Below are 20,822 nucleotides of genomic sequence, written 5' to 3' on the forward strand. Positions count from 1 at the left end.
TACTGAACTTTAAAGTTACTGCGAATTAAACTTTCAAGCATTGAATTAAAAGTATAGTTGAGGAGTTATCACGCATGCTTTAGGACAAGCAATTAACCAAAGTTAAAGTTAACAGAGAGTTTGTTAGCAACTGAAATGGGAATAAGTTGGTTTAAATGGGAGTGAAAGGTTGAATAGAAATAAGCTAGACCTTCATAAGCGATAGCTTTCAAGTAGCATCAAGTTCACATCAAAATAACCAATGCATCGATTTGTAATTAAGGCGGCTTAATTGCTTGACTCTGTATTCATTATCACTAAAATACGCGCCGTTTGCCTGACGTGTAGCTCTACAAACTTTGCTTTGTAGCCGGTTTTAGCACTTTAGGTAAGCCGTGTATTTTCTTTATTCTATCCAAGGACAATAAATGGCAAGCGATAATAATTATAGTTTAACCCCAGTACCTATTTCGGCGCGCAAAGGGGTGCTTTCTCTGACGATGGTGATGTTAGGGTTAACCTTTTTTTCAGCGAGTATGTGGACGGGAGGCACACTCGGCACTGGCCTCTCTTTTAATGATTTTGTTCTTGCAGTTCTTATTGGTAATTTAATTCTCGGTATTTACACTTCTTTTCTTGGTTACATCGGCGCTCAAACTGGCCTCTCTACTCATCTCCTCGCGCGTTACTCTTTCGGTTTAAAAGGTTCTTGGTTACCCTCGCTACTTCTCGGTGGCACTCAAGTTGGTTGGTTCGGTGTTGGCGTGGCGATGTTTGCTATTCCGGTACAAAAAGCCACAGGCATAGATACAAACCTTCTGATTATTATCTCGGGTCTGCTAATGACCTTCACTGTTTACTTCGGTATTGGCGCGATTATGATACTGTCAGCTATCGCAGTTCCAGCCATCGCCCTTTTTGGTGGATTCTCAGTACTGCAAGCGGTCGACACTATGGGCGGCATGCAAGGGCTAATGGCTGTCGAGCCTGAAAATCCCATCGATTTTAATACAGCGTTAGTACTAGTTGTCGGTTCATTTATCTCTGCTGGTACGCTCACCGCTGATTTTGTTCGTTTCGGTAAAAATCCGAAAACCGCCGTGTTTGTTACCATGTTTGCCTTCTTCGTGGGGAACTCGCTAATGTTTATCTTCGGCGCGGCAGGCGCAGCAGCAACAGGACAAGCGGATATCTCTGAAGTGATGATTGCTCAGGGGCTATTAATTCCAGCGATTATCATCTTAGGCCTTAATATTTGGACCACCAATGATAATGCGCTGTATGCTTCAGGTTTAGGCTTTTCAAACATCACCGGCTTGCCGAGTAAGTACCTGTCAATTTTTAACGGCGTGATCGGCACCCTGTGTGCGCTATGGCTATATAATAACTTCGTCGGTTGGTTAACCTTCCTATCGGCTGCTATCCCACCGATTGGTGGCATTATCATCGCCGACTACTTGCGTAACCGTGATAAATATAAAGACTTTGCCGGTGCTAAATTTTCAACGGTCAATTGGGCCGCGATTAGCGGAGTCATCATAGGCGTATTAGCAGGCCACTTATTACCAGGAATAGTGCCAATTAATGCTGTGCTCGCGGGTGCCATCAGCTATTTATTAATAGATGAAGTATTAAAGCGCTTCAATAAACAAACATTAGTTAAATCAGATTGCAAAAATGCTACCAATGCATAAGGAAAACACCATGTCATCAGCAAGTATGTTGATCAAAAATGTGACTCTAAAAGGTCAAGAAGGCCTTCAACAATTGTTGATTGAAGACGGTAAGTTCAAAGCGATTGCTGCTATGACGCAAAGTATCGAGCTGCCAAATGCCGACTCTTTGCAAGTGATCGATGGCCAAGCTGGCATGGCTGTGCCACCATTTTGTGAACCCCATGTTCACTTAGATACCACTCAAACTGCAGGTGAACCAAGCTGGAATATTTCAGGCACCTTGTTTGAAGGCATTGAGCGCTGGTCTGAACGCAAGTCGATGCTGTCGATTGAAGACGTGAAATCTCGCGCTAAACAAACACTTAAATGGCAGATTGCTAACGGTATTCAACATGTACGTACCCATGTTGACGTGTCAGATCCAACTCTTATTGCACTTAAAGCCATGCTTGAAGTAAAAGAAGAGATGAAGCCTTGGGTGGATATTCAGATTGTCGCTTTCCCGCAAGAAGGTATTTTGTCTTACCCGAACGGTAAAGAGCTGCTTGAAGAAGCGGTAAAGCTAGGCGCAGATGTGATTGGTGCAATTCCGCACTTTGAATTTACCCGTGAGTACGGCGTAGAGTCACTGCACTATGTGTTTGAGCTTGCTCGTAAATACGACCGTTTAATCGATGTTCACTGTGATGAAATTGATGATGAACAATCTCGCTTTGTTGAGACCGTTGCCGCCCTTGCCCATAAATATGAAATGGGCGAGCGCGTAACGGCGAGTCACACAACGGCTATGCACTCTTACAATGGCGCATACGCTTCACGTCTGTTCCGTCTACTTGGTATGTCAGGTATTAACTTCGTTGCCAACCCGCTGGTGAATATCCACTTGCAGGGACGTTTCGATGATTATCCTAAGCGCCGTGGTATCACCCGCGTGAAAGAGATGCTTGCGGCCGATATTAACGTCTGTTTTGGGCACGATGATATTTTCGACCCTTGGTATCCGTTAGGTACAGCCAATATGCTGCAAGTGCTGCACATGGGGCTACATGTTTGCCAAATCATGGGTTACGAGCAGATCAACAACTCACTTGAGCTGATCACCAACAAGTCTGCACGGACCCTAAATATCCAAGATAACTACGGTATCGAACTGGGTAAACCAGGTAACTTGCTTATTTTGCCTGCTGATAATGGATTCGATGCGCTGCGCCGTCAGGTTCCAGTGCGTTATTCAATACGTCAGGGTAAAGTGTTAGCTGAAACACAAATTGCACAAACGCAAATTCACTTAAGTGAAACCGAAGAAGTGACTTTCCGTCGTTAAGCTTACTGTGTTAAAAGCTCTGAAACGGATCTAGCTTTCATCAAGGGCTGTTTTAAATGAGCAGTAAGTCTATCGCGCACTAAATTAACGCGTGCAGTGAATAGACTTACTGCTTTTTTATTTTGATAAAATCATTGAGATTTCTACAGGAAAATAAAGCCAAATACACTCTAATGATTTTTAGCTCTCGTGCTCTCTTCTCTCCATTGCTGATCTGCTAGATGAGCATTCTGACTTTAATTTAGTCCACCAGCATTCAAAAAGGCTTAATCTTGTACTCGTTAAGACGCTGATTGTGACTGGAAATATCTGTTCTCATCATCTGACATTGAGATTGAACACATAGCCGATATGCATTAAATATGCAGCCACTATGTAAAATAAAAAGTATAACCCCGGGATATTTTTAACGAGCATTCATTCCTACGTATATTTATGCAAATCTTATATTGAAAGCCTACATAATTTCGCTATTTACTACGTCGCGTTAGCCCTAGGATTTTGTAATCTCTGTCTCTATTTGTTATTGCGATGATTTTATTTGCTCTCAGCCTATGAGAAAATCCGCATTCGGCTAATTTAGTAACCTTAGCAATACGCCACACGTAATGTTCAACCAAAGAAGACTGCAGTGAAACAAGATAGAAATTTTGACGACTTAGCGCATAAATTTGCCGCTAGTATTTATGGCACCGCAAAAGGTGAAATTCGACAAACTGTAGTTTGGCAGGATATCGAACAAATTTTATTTGCATTAAAACCTAAACAAGACGCGAACAATCAAGTGCTCGATGTCCTTGATGCAGGCGGCGGCTTGGCGCAACTGTCGCAAAAAATTGCAGCTCTTGGTCACAATATCAGCCTTTGTGATCTTTCGAGTGAAATGTTATCGCTGGCTAAGCAAGACATCATCGAAAACCAGTTGTTGGATAAATACCACTTTATTCATAGTCCAGTACAAAATGTGGCTGAACACTTGAATGAACCCGTCGATTTAGTGCTGTTTCACGCGGTAATGGAATGGTTGGCCGAACCGATTAGTGCGTTAACTTCACTGTGTGAGCAAGTAAAGCCTGGTGGGATCATCTCGGTGATGTTCTACAATTATAACGGCTTACTCTTTAAAAATTTAATCTGCGGTAACCTCAATCATATAGAACAAGGAATGCCGCATCGAAAACGCTTTAAGCTTCAGCCTCAACAAGGTATTAAGCCTGATTTAGTTTATCAATGTTTAGAGCAAGCAGGCTTTGAGATCTTAGGCAAAACGGGGGTTAGAACCTTCCACGATTATATGCAAAACCATGATATGGGTGATTTTAGCTTCGAGCAGATCGTAGCGATGGAGCAAAAGCTTTGTAGGCAAGAGCCATTTTTGTCATTAGGTCGCTATATTCATGTTTATGCGCAGAAAAAGGCATCGTCTTTATAGCATTGAACTTTTGCAGCTAATTCTCAAAGCGAATAGTTCATTAAAATGCGGTTAATTAATCCGTATTTAACATTGGTTTGCTAAGCTATAACCGTTTAAAAATGAAGTGAATATGGACTAGTTTATCGGGTTTGAATGCTAGCCTTTAACGAGTGACAACACCGCGATAAATACAAGCCCAGCAGACTAGTATGATAAAGGTTATTTCTCTAAGGAGTGGCTGTATGCTTATCGATACTCTGTTAGTACTCAAGTGGTTTGGACTGGTACTTTTCTATGTTGCGCTCGTTCGACTTTGCTATAACAACTAACGTGAATGATTCGGCTGATTTTAGTGGCTGTGCGGATGATTGAATAACCTTGTAGTGAAAACAACCAAGGTTATTCAACTGAGACGTGCAATATACAAATGTGCTGTCTAAATAATTGCACTCTTTATAAACACACTATCTTATAAATACACTATCGATAACTTCACTATCTAAAAGAGAGTGACGGGTATTTGGCTTACTCTGCGCTTAAAGCTGCAAGCTCTTCACGAACCACTTTTACCGCATCTTTTGGCGTTGCCAGATGTTGCGAGTGATCGATAAAGATTGCTTCATCGCCTGATGTCATCACGAGCACTGGGAATGCATTGGTACCAATCGCCTCACCGATCTCGGCAATACCCGCTAACACACTTTCGGCCTCATGGCTTAGTGCATCTTTAAACACCTTATTTGACGGAGATAATTTATATTGGTTAATTATCTTGTCGAAGTCGTCTCTCGAATTTAACGGATTAGCTTCAACAAAATGCTGATGTTGTAGCGCTTTGAGTAATTCAAACTCTTTATCGGCTTGTTTAGATTGCACCCATGACATAAAGTTAGCCGTCTTGACTGAAGACACCTTATTGCTTAACTGTTTGAAGTAAGTGTCACTAAATTCCACTGTACCTAATCCACTAACCTGCTCTACTTGCGCCTTTTTAGGTGCGTCTGAGCCATTGAAATGTGCGCAATGCAGTAAATGGATATCGGAATAGTCGAAAGCATTAAGCAGTTCTTCGACGACTGGCGTGGCAGCATAGCTCCACGGGCAATGAGAGTCATAGATAAAATATAGCGTTAAAGGTTCTTGATGAGCATTAGTCTGATTAGCTGGCATTCACTGAGATCTTGTTGATATTTTCAATGCCTAGATCCTAAGGGCTTTGCTGTTATTATTCAAATAACAATTTTAAGCTGGTGGCTGTTTTTAGCACAAAAAAACATAAAAAAAGGAAGCAACCAATGGCGCTTCCTTTATAGGAGTCATTTATTCTATTTAGATAGCTTAAACAGGCTCAGGCTCCGCATCAATGCTTGCCTCGATACCATGCCATTGATAATGGTTGTTTGGTTTTTTAGTGACTATACCTTCATTGAACATGCGAGCAAAAATCTCATCCACTTCTTCGGTAGAAATATTTAAATACTGACTCACCGCACGTTTACTACAGTTAACACGATTATTGCCAAGCGCATCTAGAACGCGTTCATATAGAGGCTTTGGTTCCGCCTCGGGTAACTGCTTAGGCTCAAAAAGAGGAATAAAGTCTGAGTCATCACTATGCAGGCGGCGATAAGCATCAAGTGTAATAGGCTCTAATTGTTGAGATTGCTGCTTAAATCTGTGTCTAAAACGGTTTTCCTCACCAATCAAACCAACAAAGAATGCCGCAAAGAAATCCAACAGAATAGATAAGAATACCACTAAACCCAATTGTGCCGTTTCGGCTTTGATATTGAGTGATAACGCCAGACTTTCAATTAAGCCGACAATAGAGCCTTGGCTGACAACCGGGACACTGTCTCGCTGCATAGCAAGTTGTTGCTGCTGTTCACGCAGTTTATTGTTCTCTTTTTGAATACGAGTCACACCAGTAGCGATACGCTCCATCTGGATGTATTTTTCTGCCGCAACATTATTGAGTGCAATCTGCTTATCGATAGCATCAATCTGCATGTTGAACGCATTCACTTTACTTTGCTGAACCTGAACATGCTCTTGAGCTTTATTGGTTGCACTATTAATGCCGCCAATCGAGCCGCCGATAGAAATAGCGGCCAAGACAGCATAAAAACCTAACGCCGACAGCATACCCATTATGTTTTTACGAGCATAACGCTCACCGACTTCATACCAGGCAAAAAACTTACCCAGTTCGAAAATTACTGCGAGTCCACCAAACAGTAACTGCATGACGGGATCGTCATCGATGGAGAGAAACAGTAATAATGAAAATATAATGGAAGCGAGGATAGATGCACCCGTGAAGCTGTATACGCTCCACATTGCAAACTTGCCTTTTGGAAAACGGTTAGCGTGATTTTGATTGTAAAGCATATTGGACTTCTAATATTAGACTGCAATTAAGAATAGGAAGAAACTCTGAGTAGCGATAACTTGAGAATATGACATTTAGCTTACACTAATTAAGCCTTATTCTCTTCAAATAATCAAAAAACTAGGATCTTATGCGCGTTAATACGTCACATATTATATTTATGCTAAATACATGTTTATATTTGGCATAATTAAAGGGGGATAAACCTATTTAACAAGCAAACTGGAAACTGCTTAATAAAATAGCACCATGACAATGTGCTGCTTTTATTTTAGTCACTAATTCTACTTATGATTGGTCCCTACTTTGGTCTTTATTATTGTCACTGTGGATATGGTGTTGTTTATTTCAGTGACAGTTATTAAAGCAACGATTCTTATCACCCAGCCTTGCGCTCGTATCGACTTTAAACTGGCTAAATAACATTCAAGTTTGAGTTAATTTTTACCCACTCTCTAAGGAAGTTAACAAAATCATATATAAAATATTATGAATACTGGAACAGATAAATTTCTGTCCTACTTCACGAAATAAATTCACTCAAAGGTAAGTGACTGTTTTAAAACATTATTCACAAGGCTCTTAATTTCGTTTATTTCTAATTCGCTGGCTAACAAATAGCTTTGAGAATGATTTATATATTATCGGTAACTTAAATGTGATTTTGTGCAACAAAACCCTACACCCTTGCTCTCTATAATTAATTTCATTCGAAGTGAACATTAGTCCCCTGCAACGGATTTCGCTCTGGATTAAATCTATTCAAACAATAACGATACTAATGTGAGAACTGTGCAGCTAGCCAATACTCACAATAAAACAGGAGAACAGGTGTATGAACAAAGTGGTAAATTTAACCTTATTATGTGCGCTATTAGGTCTTAGCGCCCACGCCAATGCTTATGATGCAAAATTGGCTAACAGTTACCACAAACAATTTAGCCAAGCGACAGGTAAAACGGTTGGTAAAGATATTGGTCTTATTAGTGCCGAAGGGTTCGTTAAGCAACTACAGGCAAAATCGGATGTTATGGCTATCGATATCCGTACCCCTGAAGAGCGTCAGGTATTTGGTTTAGCGGTTAAAGATCAGCTCAACATTAGTCTTAATGAATTATTTACTCCTGAAAACCTCGCAAAGATCCCAACCGATAAGCCTGTGGTCATAGTGTGTAAATCGGGAGCGCGCGCAATGGCTGCGGGTACAGCATTACGCCAATTAGGCTATGGAAATGTGAAAGTTCTAAAAGGCGGATTTAGTAAACTATCAAGCTATGTAGGTCCTAACATTGCGAACTAAGATTGCAAATAATAATTCATAGAAGTGATTTATTAGAGACATTTGGTAAAAGCTATTACTAAATCCTTGAGTCTTGAGAGTCGCATCGTGGCTCTCAAGACTCATCATATTCAAGACTAATCACTTTCACGCCTTATTACTTCAGAACCGCTCGGCCTACTCTCCGAATTACCATAAAACGGCCTATCCCTAATGATGCCTGTTACGCCCAAGCCTACTCATTTCGACATAGTGATGAGGGTAATTGATAGGATCAATATCATAGTTCGTTAAAATACACTTTGCTGACATAGATCTCCTCCTACAGAGGTTTTACAATACATCTCTATCACTTGTTTCTGCCCGCAGATAACCGCCCTGCCGTAATGATCCATTCACGGCATGTTTGGCCAGCATTAGGAATACCATGAGAAAACTTGAATTACTCGCACCAGGTGGTGATATCGAGTCGATTAAAGCCGCTGTTGTTGCAGGAGCTGACGCTGTCTACTGTGGCCTAAATAGCTTTAATGCCCGTACCCGCGCCGAGAATTTAAGTTTCGAAGATCTATATGGCCTGCTTCGTATTGCACATCAGCATGACTGCCAACTGTTTTTAACACTTAACATTATAGTGTTAGAGCAGGAGTTACCGGCATTACTCAAGTTGCTGAACCAATTGGTCAACACTGGCATAGATGGGGTTATCGTTCAGGACTTTGGCTTGTTTTATCTATTGAAGCAGCACTACCCAAGTCTTGATATTCACGCATCGACGCAAGTCACCACCCATAACAGCGGACAACTCGAGTTTCTGTCTAATCTTGGTGCCTCAAGAGTTAATCTCTCTCGGGAGCTTAATCTTGAGGAAATTAAACTTATGTCAGATAAGGCTCATAGCCTAGAAATGCTGACAGAGGTATTTGTACACGGCTCTAACTGCATTGGCTTTTCAGGTCTGTGTTATTTCAGCTCGGCCCATGGTGGTAACTCTGGTAATCGTGGCCGTTGTAGCCAGCCTTGCCGAGATCAATATCAAACCACAGATGTAGGCGCACAATACCCGCTGAATTTAAAAGATAACTCAGCGTATTCTGATCTTGATGCCCTCTATGCAGCAGGAGCGGATTCGTTAAAAGTCGAAGGTCGAATTAAGAAGTCTCACTATGTGTATCGAGTCATTGATACTTGGCGCAAGCAGATAACTCGTCTTGAGCAGAATCAAGCTATGAGCAATGATAAAGATCCGCTTTACACCGTATTTAACCGTGATTTTTCTAACGGATATCTGCAGGGCGCCGTCGGTAAAAATATGTATATCGATAATCCCCGTGACAACGCGGTGCAGCATTTCACTCGAATTGAGAGTTTGAAACTGGTCTCAGGAGAAAACTTTGAAGGCGGAATTAATGTTAAGAAAGCCCTCTATGATGAAAAAACAGAGATCATTGAGACCCTTGCTGGAAAGATTGCCAAGCTGAGTTTAGATAAACCGATTGTGACCCTACGCTTTAGTGGTCAACAAGACCAAGCGTTACGAATTTCAGCGGAGTTGCAGGTTAATAACCTTAAAGAAAAATATTCTCGCTTTGAGGTGGAATCAAGCTCCGTGCTACATCCATCAGACAAGTACGGCTTGCAGACAGAGGAGCTTACGAAACGCTTTGCGAGCATTGGTGGACTAGAGTTCAGTCTAGAACCTATCTGTTATGACGAGCTTACTGATAACCTTTTCGTCCCGTTTAAAGAACTAACTGAGATGAAGCGCCAAATTGTTTGTTGGTTAAACGATGGCAGAGAGCATGTCGAGCCCCTAACCTTGCAAGCAGTGCGCAAGCATGCGGCGCAAGGAGCAAAGGAAATAAATGCTCAAGCTAACCTTAGCAAACACACTGGCGTGTCGATCCTTATCGCTAATCGACGAGATCTCGCTCTATACCGCCAGATTAAACAATCATTCCGCGGTAAAAACGTCAGTGTTTATTATGCTATTCCCGATGCGATAGAAGCTGAGCGTGAAAAGTTGAGCCTATTGTTCACTCAGGAGCCAGAGCTTATCCCTTGGTTTGGCGCTGTGATTATGGAGCCTGATTTTATTGCAGCAAAGCAATTACTTGCAGATGTTAAACCCAATACAATAGTCACAAATAACTCAGGTGTAGGTATTGCCGCAAGTCAACTGGGCATAGAGTGGATTGCAGGCCCGTATTTGAACATAAGCAACTCTCTGAGTATGCACAGCCTACAGCAGCAAGGCTGTGTAGGTGCATTCATCTCTAACGAGCTAAACAAGCAGCAGATAAAAGCCATCAAGGCGCCAAGCAACTTTAAGGTACATTACAGCTTATATCACCCGGTGATGCTGATGAGCAGTCGTCAATGTCTGTTCCTGCAATCTTGCGGTTGCGATAAAGCCGTTATGGATAAGGAGTGCTTAACGGTTTGTAAAAAAGTGAGCTCCTTGACCAATGTCAAAGGCATCGATTTTGTTATCGATAAGAAACGCCGAGAGCATAATGCCTTATATGGGAGCGAGCACTTCTATAATCCACAGATCTTGACTGAACTAGCAGGTTACTTCGACTCAGTGCTGTTGGATCTCCGTTCTGTGGCTACTAAAAGCCAATTGAAGCAGAGCCGGTATGACACTATCGAGAGGCTTGTAGAGTCACTTTCACAGCAGCCAACACAGCTACAATTACACCAATCTTCACCGCTGCAACCCTTACAAGGACAGAAGCAAGAGCGAAACGGCAGTGAAACTGAGATCTCTTGTGAGTTACAAGAATTGATTGCTCACACCACCAATGAGCAGTATCGAAAAGGTTTGTAACCCCCATTCCACATGGAAAGTAACAACATCCCATGGGAAACAACTAAAGCTATACTTAGCCGAGACACACCATTTACTCTTTAATGGAGTAAATGGTGAAAACCTTTTGAATAAAACTCTTGTTGGTAAAAGTCTCATTCCATCAGAGAGTTAAATACTTTCAATTAACAGTAAAGGTTGTTTAAAAGCTCCTCCCAACCTCGTTTTGTTCAAATATCCAGCAAACAAACCCCCTAATAGGCTAATATCTAAGCGATCCGCAAATAATTGCAGAAATCTACTATCTAACTGTATAGAGTAAAATTATTGACCGTCATCAAGAGGACGCATTATGCCAATAAAACCTCTCAGCAGTGCCAAGCTTTACCGCGCGTCGACGCTAAAAAAGCTCTCTTCAGACTGCAAGTCGACTAAACACCTCGAACCCTTAGACGAAATCGTCGGCCAAGCCCGCGCGCAGCAAGCGGTAGAGTTTGCCCTTTCGATGAAAGAGAAAGGCTATAACATCTATGCTCTAGGCCGTAACGGCTTAGGCAAACGTACTATGGTGCTTCGCCACCTAAATCGTCAAGCTCCCAATACAAACGGCCGTACACTATTTGATTGGTGTTATGTGGTTAACTTCGATGATAGCCGCAGCCCTAAAGTGTTAAAGCTCCCTGCGGGTATGGGTCTTCAATTCAAAAAAGACATGGAAAAGCTGATGTCGAAATTGCTAAAGGCGTTACCTTTGGCGTTCGATAATGAGATGTACTACAACCGAGCCGACAGATTAAAAAACCAACTGACTTCGAAACAAGAAGAAGCATTATTGGTGCTAACAGAAGAAGCCAAGCGTAATAGTGTTGGCCTGTCTATCTCTGCCCAGGGCAATTACGAACTCGTTGCCTTAAATGGTGAGGAGCCTCATACGGAGGAAAGCTATGTCGCACTTTCTGCAACTGAACAGGCTAACATGCAGACGGCTATTTCAGCCCTGGAGGCTCAGCTTCGCGGCATCGTTCGCCAGATCACTGTGTGGGAAGAAGAATACTCGGAAAAGCAACAGAAGCATGATGAGGAAGTTGCCGAAGAGGTGCTGACCCATGCGCTAGAAAAATTAAAAGAGCAATATAAAGCACAGAGCAGTGTCAAAGCTTATATAAAAGCAATGCATAAAGACATTCTCGACAACTTGGACATTTTCTTGGAAGAAAGCGAAGAGCAAGCCGCCCTCGCCTATGCTTCAATGAGTAAGAAGATGCCAAGACGTTACCAGATCAATGTGTTGGTTTCTCAGGAGTCTCAAATACAACCCATAATCGTTGAGGAGACCCCGAACTATCACACCATCTTTGGCTACGTCGAAAACGCCACTTATAAAGGCACGGTTTTTACCGACTTCTCTCTCATTCGCCCAGGTAGTCTACATAAGGCAAATGGCGGCGTACTCATGATCGATGCGGTTAAAGTTCTTGAGCACCCTTACGTATGGGATGGATTGAAGCGAGCCCTGAGATCGCGAAAGCTCAGTTTAACCTCACTCGAGCGTGAGGTGACCTTGTCAGGTACCATCTCATTAGAGCCGGAGGCGATTCCACTTGACGTTAAAATCATCTTATTCGGTGATCTAGCAACCTATAAGCTTTTGCAGCAGTACGATGCAGAATTTACTGAGCTGTTCCGCGTTACCGCCGACTTTGAAGATAGAATGCCCCGCACAGATGTGTCAGAGGCACATTATGCCCAATTCATTTCCAGTATCGTACACAGCAACCAAATCTTGCATTGCGATAAAAAGGCAATCGCTCGAGTCATTGAGTTTAGCTCTCGCCAAGCTGATGATCAGAATATGCTGTCATTGCATTCTGTAGATATTGCCAACTTATTACGTGAGGCAAATTATTGTGCCCGCGCGGCAAATGCCAACATGATCCGAGTGAGCCATGTTGAACAAGCGTTATTCAATAAAGAAAAACGAATCTGCCGTGCAAAAGATGACTTTATGCAAAGCTTCACCAATGGCCAAACCTTGATTGATACCCAAGGTGAAACCGTTGGCCAAGTAAATGGTTTATCGGTTATGTCTACGACCGAATACCAATTTGGTGCACCAAGCCGTATTACCGCCACCACCTCATTTGGTGAAGGTAAGGTATTTGATATTGAGCGCAACGTTGATCTAAGTGGCAGTATCCACTCGAAAGGTGTGATGATCTTAACTGCTTATATCGCAGCTATCTTAGGTAAGACAGATAAGATCCCGCTATCGACTCACCTAACATTCGAGCAATCCTATGGCGGCGTCGACGGTGACAGTGCAACAATGGCTGAACTATGCGCAATGTTGTCATCATTTTCGGGCAAGCCGCTAAGACAGGACATTGCTATCACAGGCTCTATGAACCAATTTGGTGAAGCCCAGCCTATTGGCGGCGTCAATGAGAAGATCGAAGGCTTCTTCGATGTGTGTAAGATTAAGGGCCGAAAAGAGAGCCAAGGGGTGATAATTCCCCAATCTAACGCGCATAACCTTATGTTACGTAAAGACATTGTTGAAGCGGTTAAGAAAGGGAAATTCCATATTTGGGCTATATCACATGTTAATCAGGCTATTGAGTTGCTAACTAGCTGTAAGGTTGGCACTTTAAATCAACAAGGCGATTACCCTAAAAATAGCATTTTAGGCTTAGCCCAAACGAGACTTAATGGCTTACGTAATAAAGACACCAAAGACTAACTCTATTATCAATTAAGTCTTATCTGTAAAAAAACAAAAAGGCCGAACATAAGTTCGGCCTTTTTATTTGTATTGCTCAGAGATAGGCTCTTAAGCAAAAACATCCTGTAGTGGCGGTACAACTTGCTTCTTACGGCTTAGTACACCATCTAACCAAACTTTGTTATCGACTGATTTGCAGTTGTAAGCCGATTCAACTTTAGCCAATTCGTCACTGACGATTAGCATTTCTGAACCTTCTTTCATGATGTCAGTCAGTAGCAATAGTACGCTGTGACGATTGCCTTCTGCTTTAAGCGCAGCAATATCGGCTTCTAGCTCGGCTTTGATGTCGTCGAATACTGACAGATCAATCACTTCTAGCTGACCAATACCCACTAGGTTACCGTTCATGTTGAAGTCTTTAAAATCACGCATTACAAGATCGCGTGCTGGTGTGCCTTCTACTGCAGATTTCACTTTAAACATATCCATGCCTAAAGCTTTGAAGTCTTCGACGCCTGCAATTTCAGCTAATGCTTCAACACACTTAATGTCTGCTGTAGTGCAAGTTGGTGACTTGAAAATAACCGTGTCGCTTAGAATTGCACATAACATGATGCCAGCGATATTTTTTGGGATCTCAACATTGTAGAAGTCATACATCATCTTGATAACGGTATTACTGCAACCAACAGGACGGATCCAGCACTCTAATGGTGTAGAAGTGGTTAGATCGCCTAATTTGTGGTGATCCACAATACCAACAATCGTTGCCTCGGCAATATCGTCAGGTGCTTGAGTCAGTTCTGAATGGTCAACAATGTAAACTTCTTCGCCAGCATAGCTAAGCTTAAGCTCTGGTGCTTCGAAACCAAACTTGTCTAAAATGAAAGCGGTTTCAGGTGAAATGTCACCTAAACGAGTCGCAACAGATGCTTCACCGATCTGGTTTTTTAGGTGTGCAAGTGCAATCGCACCACAAATTGAATCTGAGTCTGGGATTTTGTGGCCCACAACATAAACTGGCATATAAAAGCTCTCCTTTAATTTGCGCCGATTTTAACAAAGTTTTCCACGATGCGGAAATACCAAAAGGTCTCAGATGGCAAACTCTTGTACCAAAAGGCTATCTGCAGCCGTTTTAACAGTCAATTGCTCTCTGATTTCATTCAGTCTCACTCATTATTTAGACAGGTGAGACAAACACGAGTTCTTTAATCCCTATCTCGATGAGCTTTTTGTTGCACTAAAGAACGACTATCCTTGCCTAACAGCTAATTTTTGTACTAAAAAGGCCGTTAATATCAGTCTTAGATACCACTGCAGCCGTTTTTATAGTATAAGCTTGCGTAAATTTATCCTTATTTAGATTGAGCGCCATAGCGATGTCAGACAAATTCTTTTTTAAAGGGCGTAAAACCCCAAAGCCTAAGCACGAAAGCTATGGTTACAACACTAAACGTGAAGTCAAAGTGGGAACCGAAGAGAACCCACTTCAACTGTTAGTTCAAACTGCAGAGCGTGAAACAGAAGTTTTACAACTGCTTACTGATAATGAGCTGGTGGGCATGATTACTGTCGATCCAAGCCAAGAAGAGAATATTCTTCTTTTAACTGGATTGCTCAATAAGCCACAAACAACGCGTTTTGAAAAATCCCCAAACCGTAATGACCCATGTGTGTGTGGCAGCGGTAAGAAATATAAGAAATGCTGCGGTTAATTTCTTAGTTGGTTTTAGGCTGACAAAATAGATTGATAAAATAAACAGACGAAAGCAGTGCCGATAAGGGACTGCTTTTTTTTACTCTGAACTTCTAGTTTTATACTCGTGTTACGCGTTCACTTTTTGTATTAACCCTCTACTCTTTACCCGCTAAGTTTTACGTCAAGTTAAGCTAGGTGAACATCTGTGGCATCGGCATTCGCTTCAATTAGCTTTTGTTACAATTGAAATCATCAAAGTGACAGAGTCAATAATAATCGCCAGCTTACTTAAGGCCTATGACTGAACCCTATCAAGGTTGCAATTTAAACTATAAATACAATGACATAAATCGGCCGCAGTCATACTATCTGATATTGAATAATTGATTTTTATTATTGCGTGTCAAATTTAGTTACACATGTTTACACAAACCAACTGTTACAACTCCCCACATCCATTAACATACATTCAAAATTCTAATTATATTGCTCTTATTAATTCTTTTAGCAGCTTTTAAAAGATTGTGTATTGAGTGCAAGTTTGCTTCAACAAGAGGACGTGTTTGTGGCTACGAAAAAACAGATCATTCTACCAATGGCTGTCATCGCTGTCGGCGTGGCAGGATTTATTGGCATATCGGCAATGAAAAAGCCCCCAGAGGAAAAGGAAAAGCTCGATACTACACCGCTGGTGTCAGTTGAGGCGGTGCAAATTAATCCGATGAGTTTTGCAGTCAACTCCTATGGCGTGGTTAACGCAAAATATGAGACGGAACTGGTATCTCAGCTAAACGGCGAGATAGTGTATCTATCAGAACAGTTTGTCCGTGGTGGCTTTGTTAAAAAAGGCGACATCCTTGCCAAAATAGATCCAAGCGATTATGAAGCAGCATTAATTGACGCACAGGCGAATATGGCTTCTGCTCGAGCGACGCTCGTGCAAGAGAAAGCGTTCGGTAAGGTTGCCGAAGAGGAATGGAAACGTATTGAGAATGGAGTGCCAACTGAATTGAGCCTCAGAAAGCCTCAATTAGCACAAGAGGTCGCCAAACTTAACTCATCTGAAGCCGGACTTAAACGCGCTAAGCGCAATCTTGAGCGTACCTTAATCAAGGCGCCATACGATGCCCTCATTGAAGCACGAAACATAGGCCTAGGCTCCTACGTCAGCATGGGTACACCTCTAGGTAAGGTATTAAGTACCGCAGAAGCTGAGATCCGTCTACCTATTGCAGATAAGGAACTGCAATTTTTAGATGAAAAAGGCAAACATGCAAAAGTAATATTAAAAGGTGAATTTGCAGGGAAGACTCAAGAGTGGTCTGCGACAGTGGTTCGTAGTGAGGGCGTTATCGATAATCGCAGCCGTATGACCTACTTAGTTGCAGAAGTCGCCGATCCCTATGGTCTGAAATCAAACAACAATGAATTACGCTATGGGACCTATGTTACCGCAACAATCGATGGTTCTCATGCGGGATTAGTCGCTGAGCTCCCTCGCCATCTTGTGATCAATAACCAGGTTGCCGTGTTAGATGATGAGGGCAAGCTTAGGTACAAAGATATTACCATCCTTCGTCAAATTGGCTCTAAGGTTATCGTCTCCGATGGTCTAGAACCTGGCATGAATATTATCACTTCAGCTTTAGATTATCCTATCGAAGGCATGGAGTTAGCCCTTCCCGAAGATAAGATATTACGTGATGAAGACAGTCCTGAACAGCAACCTACGCAAATTGCGATGGAAGAAAAGGATTAATTGATGATAGATACTAACAAAGGCATCATCGCCTGGTTTGCGCGTAACAGCGTTGCGGCAAACTTACTTATGATTATTATCTTGCTCGGTGGATTGTTAACTGCCAATACGATTCGCAAGCAGTTCTTCCCTGCCGTTGAGATCAACTGGCTAGAGTTTAATGCCGTATACCCGGGTGCAGCGCCGCAAGAAGTTGAAGAAGGGATCACTATTAAGATTGAGGAAGCATTAGAGAGCGTCCAAGGTCTTAAGCGAGTGATCACCTATTCGAATCGAAATGCTTCATCTGGATATTTCAGAGTTGAAGACTCTTACGATCCGCAAGTGGTACTCGAAGAAGTAAAATCAGAAATTGATTCTATCTCAAGTTTTCCTGACGGCATGGAGCGACCTAAAGTCGAGCGGATCAAATTACGTCAAGAAGTAATGTATATGAGCCTTTATGGTGATCTGACACAGCGCCAATTAAAAGACTTAGGCGAAAAGATCCATGATGAGTTACTACAGCTACCAAAAGTAAATATTACTGAGTTTTATGGTGGGCTTGGGTACGAGATTGCCATTGAGGTCAGCAAAGACAGGCTACGAGAGTTTGGCTTAAGCTTTAATGATGTTGCCAATGCAGTTCGTGGTTATTCACGTAATATGTCAGCGGGTCAAATCCGCGCCGAAAACGGTTACATCAATCTACGAGTACAGAATCAAGCCTATGTCGGCTATGAGTTTGAAAGCCTACCGCTAATTACTCTTGAAGACGGCACCACCCTTTTACTAGGCGATGTGGCGACTGTTATCGATGGTTTTGAAGAAGGTATTCAGTACTCTAAATTTAACGGTATGAACTCTGTAACCTTCTTTATCGGTGCGGCTAACGATCAGAGCCTTACCGATGTCGCCGATGTGGTTAAAGGCTACATAGCTGAAAAACAGAAAGTGTTGCCGCAAGGGGTTAAGTTAGAGCCTTGGGTTGATATGACCTATTACCTAGAGGGCCGTTTGAACCTGATGTTAGACAGTATGAAAAGTGGTGCCGTACTGGTTTTCATTCTATTGGCACTATTTCTACGTGTGAGACTCGCTTTTTGGGTGATGATGGGTCTACCAGTTTGTTTCTTAGGTACCCTGCTATTTATGCCTATGGGAATGATTGATGTCACCATCAACGTCATTAGCTTGTTCGCCTTTATCTTAGTCTTAGGTATTGTGGTCGATGATGCCATTGTGATGGGCGAAAGTGCTCACGCAGAGTGTGAAGAAAAGGGACAGACCCTCGACAACGTCATCCGTGGTGTTAAACGCGTTGCAATGCCAGCGACCTTCGGCGTGCTTACAACAATTGCAGCCTTCTTGCCTATCACCCTAGATGATGGCCCCTCTTCTGCCTTTGGCCAAGCCATTGGTTTTGTGGTCATCCTGTGCCTAATATTCTCACTCATTGAGTCTAAGCTAATTTTGCCAGCGCACTTGGCACGCATGAAACAAAAGACAGTTGTAAAGCCGGGTTCAAAAAATCCAATCGATTGGCTACGAAACGGGGTTAACTTTTTACAAGGCAAAGTCGATTCAGGACTAAAGACACTCATTCACAGTTACTATCGTCCATCATTGGAGCTTGCGGTTAAGTATCGCTATACCGTCATCATGATATTCATCAGCATGATCTTAGTCTGTGCAGGCCTCTATTCCGGTGGACTCGTTCGCTTTATTGGTCAACCTAAAATCCCTCATGATTTCCCACGGATCTCATTTGAGATGAACATAGATGCCTCTGAGAAAGCGACCTTATCGGCAGCGCTATCAATCGAAGAAGCGCTGAGACGAGTCGATAACGAGCTTGAAGCCCAATATGGCCAGAAGATGATTTCTGACATGCAGGTAGAACTTCGTGGTCGAACTTCGGCGCAGGTGATGACAAAACTGGTGGATCCAGAAATCCGCCCTATCGATACCTTTGCTGTTGCCGAGTTATGGCGCCAAAACATGCCACTCATTCCGGGTATGAAGTCGTTTACCATTCGAGATAACTTGTTTGGTGGCGGACGAGATGATGGCGACATCAGCTTTAGACTCGAAGGTAAAGATGATGAGCAGTTAGTCGCAGCAGCTAAGGAGCTTAAAGCTAAACTCAATACTCTCAAAGGTGTAGGTGATGTAAACGACAGTCGTCAGTCTAGTGCTAAAGAGATCCAGTTTGAACTTAAGCCATTAGCCCATAGCTTAGGCCTAACCCTCGCAGATATAGCGCGACAGGTAGGAAACAGTTTCTATGGCCTAGAAGCTCAACGTATTTTGCGTAACGGCGAAGAGATCAAGGTGATGCTGCGCTATCCAGAAGAGCAACGTAACTCTATTGCCCAAGTTTCTGATGTGATGATTAAGACGCCTCAAGGTGCCGAAATCCCACTTTCTGAAGTCGCTGCTATCGTGGTAACCGATGGGGTAAACAGTATACGCCGCGAAAATGGTAATAGAACCATTAACGTTTGGGGGGCTGTGGATGCTGAACAAGCCGAGCCATTTAAAATTGCAAAGGATATTCGTGATAACTTCTTACCTGAGTTACTGGCGAAATATCCAAGAGTACAGAGTGAAGTTTCAGGAAATATTCAAGAGCAACTTGATAGCGCCGATACTCAATTAAGAGACTTCTTAATCTCTATGTTAGTGATCTACAGCCTATTAGCCGTACCACTGAAGTCCTACTCGCAACCCATTATGATCATGTCAGTGATCCCGTTTGGTGTGATTGGCTCTGTACTTGGGCATATGCTATTGGGCCTTGATCTTAGCGCCCTATCTGTATTTGGTATTATTGCCGCAGCAGGTGTTGTGGTGAATGACTCACTAGTGATGGTTGACTATATAAATAAGTCACGTGAGTCAGGTGTCGCGATGAAGTTATCGGTACTCGAGGCGGGTTGTCGTCGATTTAGGGCAATTTTACTTACATCGCTGACAACCTTCATAGGCTTAGTACCTATCATGACTGAAACCAGTATGCAGGCGAAAATGGTGATCCCGATGGCGGTATCATTGGCCTTTGGTGTATTGTTTGCAACTGTGGTGACTTTAGTCTTAATCCCATGTTTGTATGTGATGATTGAGGATATTAAGCGCATGGTTGGCAGTAAGTCTCGGGTGGAAGAGCCAACGCAGTCCCCCGTGCCAACTGAGCATGCACTAAGTTAGTATACAAGAATAGCTTCAGTCTAAAGCCCCTACTGCATAGGGGCTTTTTTTTGCCTCATGTAAAGCAAAGAATTGAGAGCTGTATATTGAGACAGGTGCATTGAGAATGAGTTAACCAGCTCATTTCAATAGCGTAAGCTAAGGCCTTTTAACAACAGCCGCCTTTAAATTCTACTCCTTGTTGCAAACGATGAAAGGCTACTCTTGCGAGTAGCCTTTCATCTTGAATATGGCGGAGAGATAGCTGACTTTAACTAATAGGAACCCAGGGTTCTAATCAGTTTTATATCCGAAACGAAAAAGCCCGCTAAAAAATTAGCGGGCTTCATCTTAAATATGGCGGAGATATAGCTGGATCTAAACAATAGGAACCCTAGGATTCAAAGTAAAACTTGCTAAATGCGAAAAGGCCCCAGCATTTCTGCTGGGGCCTCTCTTAATATGGCGGAGAGATAGGGATTTGAACCCTAGATGGGCTATAAACCCATGCCGGTTTTCAAGACCGGTGCATTCGACCACTCTGCCATCTCTCCGAACGCCGCGAATAATATAGCGCTCTTTTCATCTTGTA

General features: G+C 42.6%; 12 protein-coding genes and 1 tRNA gene. 9 read left to right on the top strand and 4 right to left on the bottom strand.

What is annotated here, in order from left to right; translation table 11 throughout:
- Positions 1 to 407 precede the first annotated feature (407 nt).
- From codB to cmoM, 3 genes are all read left to right on the top strand, one after another.
- Positions 408 to 1,673 (top strand): cytosine permease, encoded by a 1,266-nt coding sequence (gene codB / locus Q1A86_RS07765; protein WP_299805033.1) that lies wholly within the window; start codon positions 408 to 410, stop codon positions 1,671 to 1,673.
- Positions 1,674 to 1,683: 10 nt separating this feature from the next.
- A complete protein-coding gene (locus Q1A86_RS07770; protein WP_299805035.1) occupies positions 1,684 to 2,979 on the top strand; it encodes a cytosine deaminase in 1,296 nt (431 codons plus the stop codon).
- 631 nt (positions 2,980 to 3,610) lie between these two features.
- Complete coding sequence (gene cmoM, locus Q1A86_RS07775) at positions 3,611 to 4,411, top strand: tRNA uridine 5-oxyacetic acid(34) methyltransferase CmoM (RefSeq protein WP_299805038.1); 801 nt, start codon at positions 3,611 to 3,613, stop codon at positions 4,409 to 4,411.
- A gap of 507 nt (positions 4,412 to 4,918) precedes the next feature.
- Here the strand turns inward: cmoM and Q1A86_RS07780 are convergent.
- Both Q1A86_RS07780 and Q1A86_RS07785 read right to left on the bottom strand, forming a co-directional pair.
- Complete coding sequence (locus tag Q1A86_RS07780) at positions 4,919 to 5,563, bottom strand: protein-disulfide isomerase (protein ID WP_299805041.1); 645 nt, start codon at positions 5,561 to 5,563, stop codon at positions 4,919 to 4,921.
- 168 nt (positions 5,564 to 5,731) lie between these two features.
- On the bottom strand, positions 5,732 to 6,784 hold the full coding sequence (locus Q1A86_RS07785; RefSeq protein ID WP_299805044.1) for a Preprotein translocase subunit SecY: 1,053 nt from the start codon (positions 6,782 to 6,784) through the stop codon (positions 5,732 to 5,734).
- 836 nt (positions 6,785 to 7,620) lie between these two features.
- Between Q1A86_RS07785 and Q1A86_RS07790 the strand changes: the two genes are divergently transcribed.
- The 3 genes from Q1A86_RS07790 (at position 7,621) to Q1A86_RS07800 (ending at position 13,616) form a co-directional block, all read left to right on the top strand.
- Positions 7,621 to 8,085 carry a rhodanese-like domain-containing protein gene (locus Q1A86_RS07790; RefSeq protein ID WP_299805047.1) on the top strand — a complete coding sequence of 155 codons (465 nt, stop codon included), beginning with the start codon at positions 7,621 to 7,623 and terminating at the stop codon, positions 8,083 to 8,085.
- 406 nt (positions 8,086 to 8,491) lie between these two features.
- Entirely contained in the window at positions 8,492 to 10,897 is a 2,406-nt protein-coding gene (locus tag Q1A86_RS07795; RefSeq protein WP_299805049.1) for a peptidase U32 family protein, read from the top strand.
- 331 nt (positions 10,898 to 11,228) lie between these two features.
- Positions 11,229 to 13,616, top strand: a complete 2,388-nt coding sequence (locus Q1A86_RS07800; protein ID WP_299805052.1) for an AAA family ATPase — start codon at positions 11,229 to 11,231, stop codon at positions 13,614 to 13,616.
- A 90-nt stretch (positions 13,617 to 13,706) separates the two neighbouring features.
- Here Q1A86_RS07800 and Q1A86_RS07805 read toward each other — a convergent pair whose 3' ends face one another.
- A complete protein-coding gene (locus Q1A86_RS07805) occupies positions 13,707 to 14,627 on the bottom strand; it encodes a manganese-dependent inorganic pyrophosphatase (RefSeq protein WP_299805055.1) in 921 nt (306 codons plus the stop codon).
- A 356-nt stretch (positions 14,628 to 14,983) separates the two neighbouring features.
- On the opposite strand from Q1A86_RS07805, the gene Q1A86_RS07810 reads away from it, so the two are divergent.
- From Q1A86_RS07810 to Q1A86_RS07820, 3 genes are all read left to right on the top strand, one after another.
- On the top strand, positions 14,984 to 15,319 hold the full coding sequence (locus Q1A86_RS07810; protein WP_299805058.1) for a PBPRA1643 family SWIM/SEC-C metal-binding motif protein: 336 nt from the start codon (positions 14,984 to 14,986) through the stop codon (positions 15,317 to 15,319).
- 549 nt (positions 15,320 to 15,868) lie between these two features.
- Entirely contained in the window at positions 15,869 to 17,062 is a 1,194-nt protein-coding gene (locus Q1A86_RS07815; protein ID WP_299805061.1) for an efflux RND transporter periplasmic adaptor subunit, read from the top strand.
- Positions 17,063 to 17,065: 3 nt separating this feature from the next.
- Positions 17,066 to 20,251, top strand: a complete 3,186-nt coding sequence (locus Q1A86_RS07820; RefSeq protein ID WP_299805064.1) for an efflux RND transporter permease subunit — start codon at positions 17,066 to 17,068, stop codon at positions 20,249 to 20,251.
- A 442-nt stretch (positions 20,252 to 20,693) separates the two neighbouring features.
- Here the strand turns inward: Q1A86_RS07820 and Q1A86_RS07825 are convergent.
- A tRNA-Ser gene (locus Q1A86_RS07825) sits at positions 20,694 to 20,784 on the bottom strand.
- Between the last annotated feature and the right edge of the window lie 38 nt (positions 20,785 to 20,822).

It is taken from the genome of uncultured Shewanella sp., assembly GCF_947497935.1.
Classification (GTDB): domain Bacteria; phylum Pseudomonadota; class Gammaproteobacteria; order Enterobacterales; family Shewanellaceae; genus Shewanella.

Coding starts and splice junctions, on each gene's coding strand:
- Q1A86_RS07790 (WP_299805047.1), top strand. CDS start 7,621: ATGAACAAAGTGGTAAATTTAACCTTATTATGTGCGCTATTAGGTCTT.
- Q1A86_RS07785 (WP_299805044.1), bottom strand. CDS start 6,784: ATGCTTTACAATCAAAATCACGCTAACCGTTTTCCAAAAGGCAAGTTT.
- Q1A86_RS07810 (WP_299805058.1), top strand. CDS start 14,984: ATGTCAGACAAATTCTTTTTTAAAGGGCGTAAAACCCCAAAGCCTAAG.
- Q1A86_RS07820 (WP_299805064.1), top strand. CDS start 17,066: ATGATAGATACTAACAAAGGCATCATCGCCTGGTTTGCGCGTAACAGC.
- Q1A86_RS07770 (WP_299805035.1), top strand. CDS start 1,684: ATGTCATCAGCAAGTATGTTGATCAAAAATGTGACTCTAAAAGGTCAA.
- codB (WP_299805033.1), top strand. CDS start 408: ATGGCAAGCGATAATAATTATAGTTTAACCCCAGTACCTATTTCGGCG.
- Q1A86_RS07805 (WP_299805055.1), bottom strand. CDS start 14,627: ATGCCAGTTTATGTTGTGGGCCACAAAATCCCAGACTCAGATTCAATT.
- Q1A86_RS07800 (WP_299805052.1), top strand. CDS start 11,229: ATGCCAATAAAACCTCTCAGCAGTGCCAAGCTTTACCGCGCGTCGACG.
- Q1A86_RS07780 (WP_299805041.1), bottom strand. CDS start 5,563: ATGCCAGCTAATCAGACTAATGCTCATCAAGAACCTTTAACGCTATAT.
- Q1A86_RS07795 (WP_299805049.1), top strand. CDS start 8,492: ATGAGAAAACTTGAATTACTCGCACCAGGTGGTGATATCGAGTCGATT.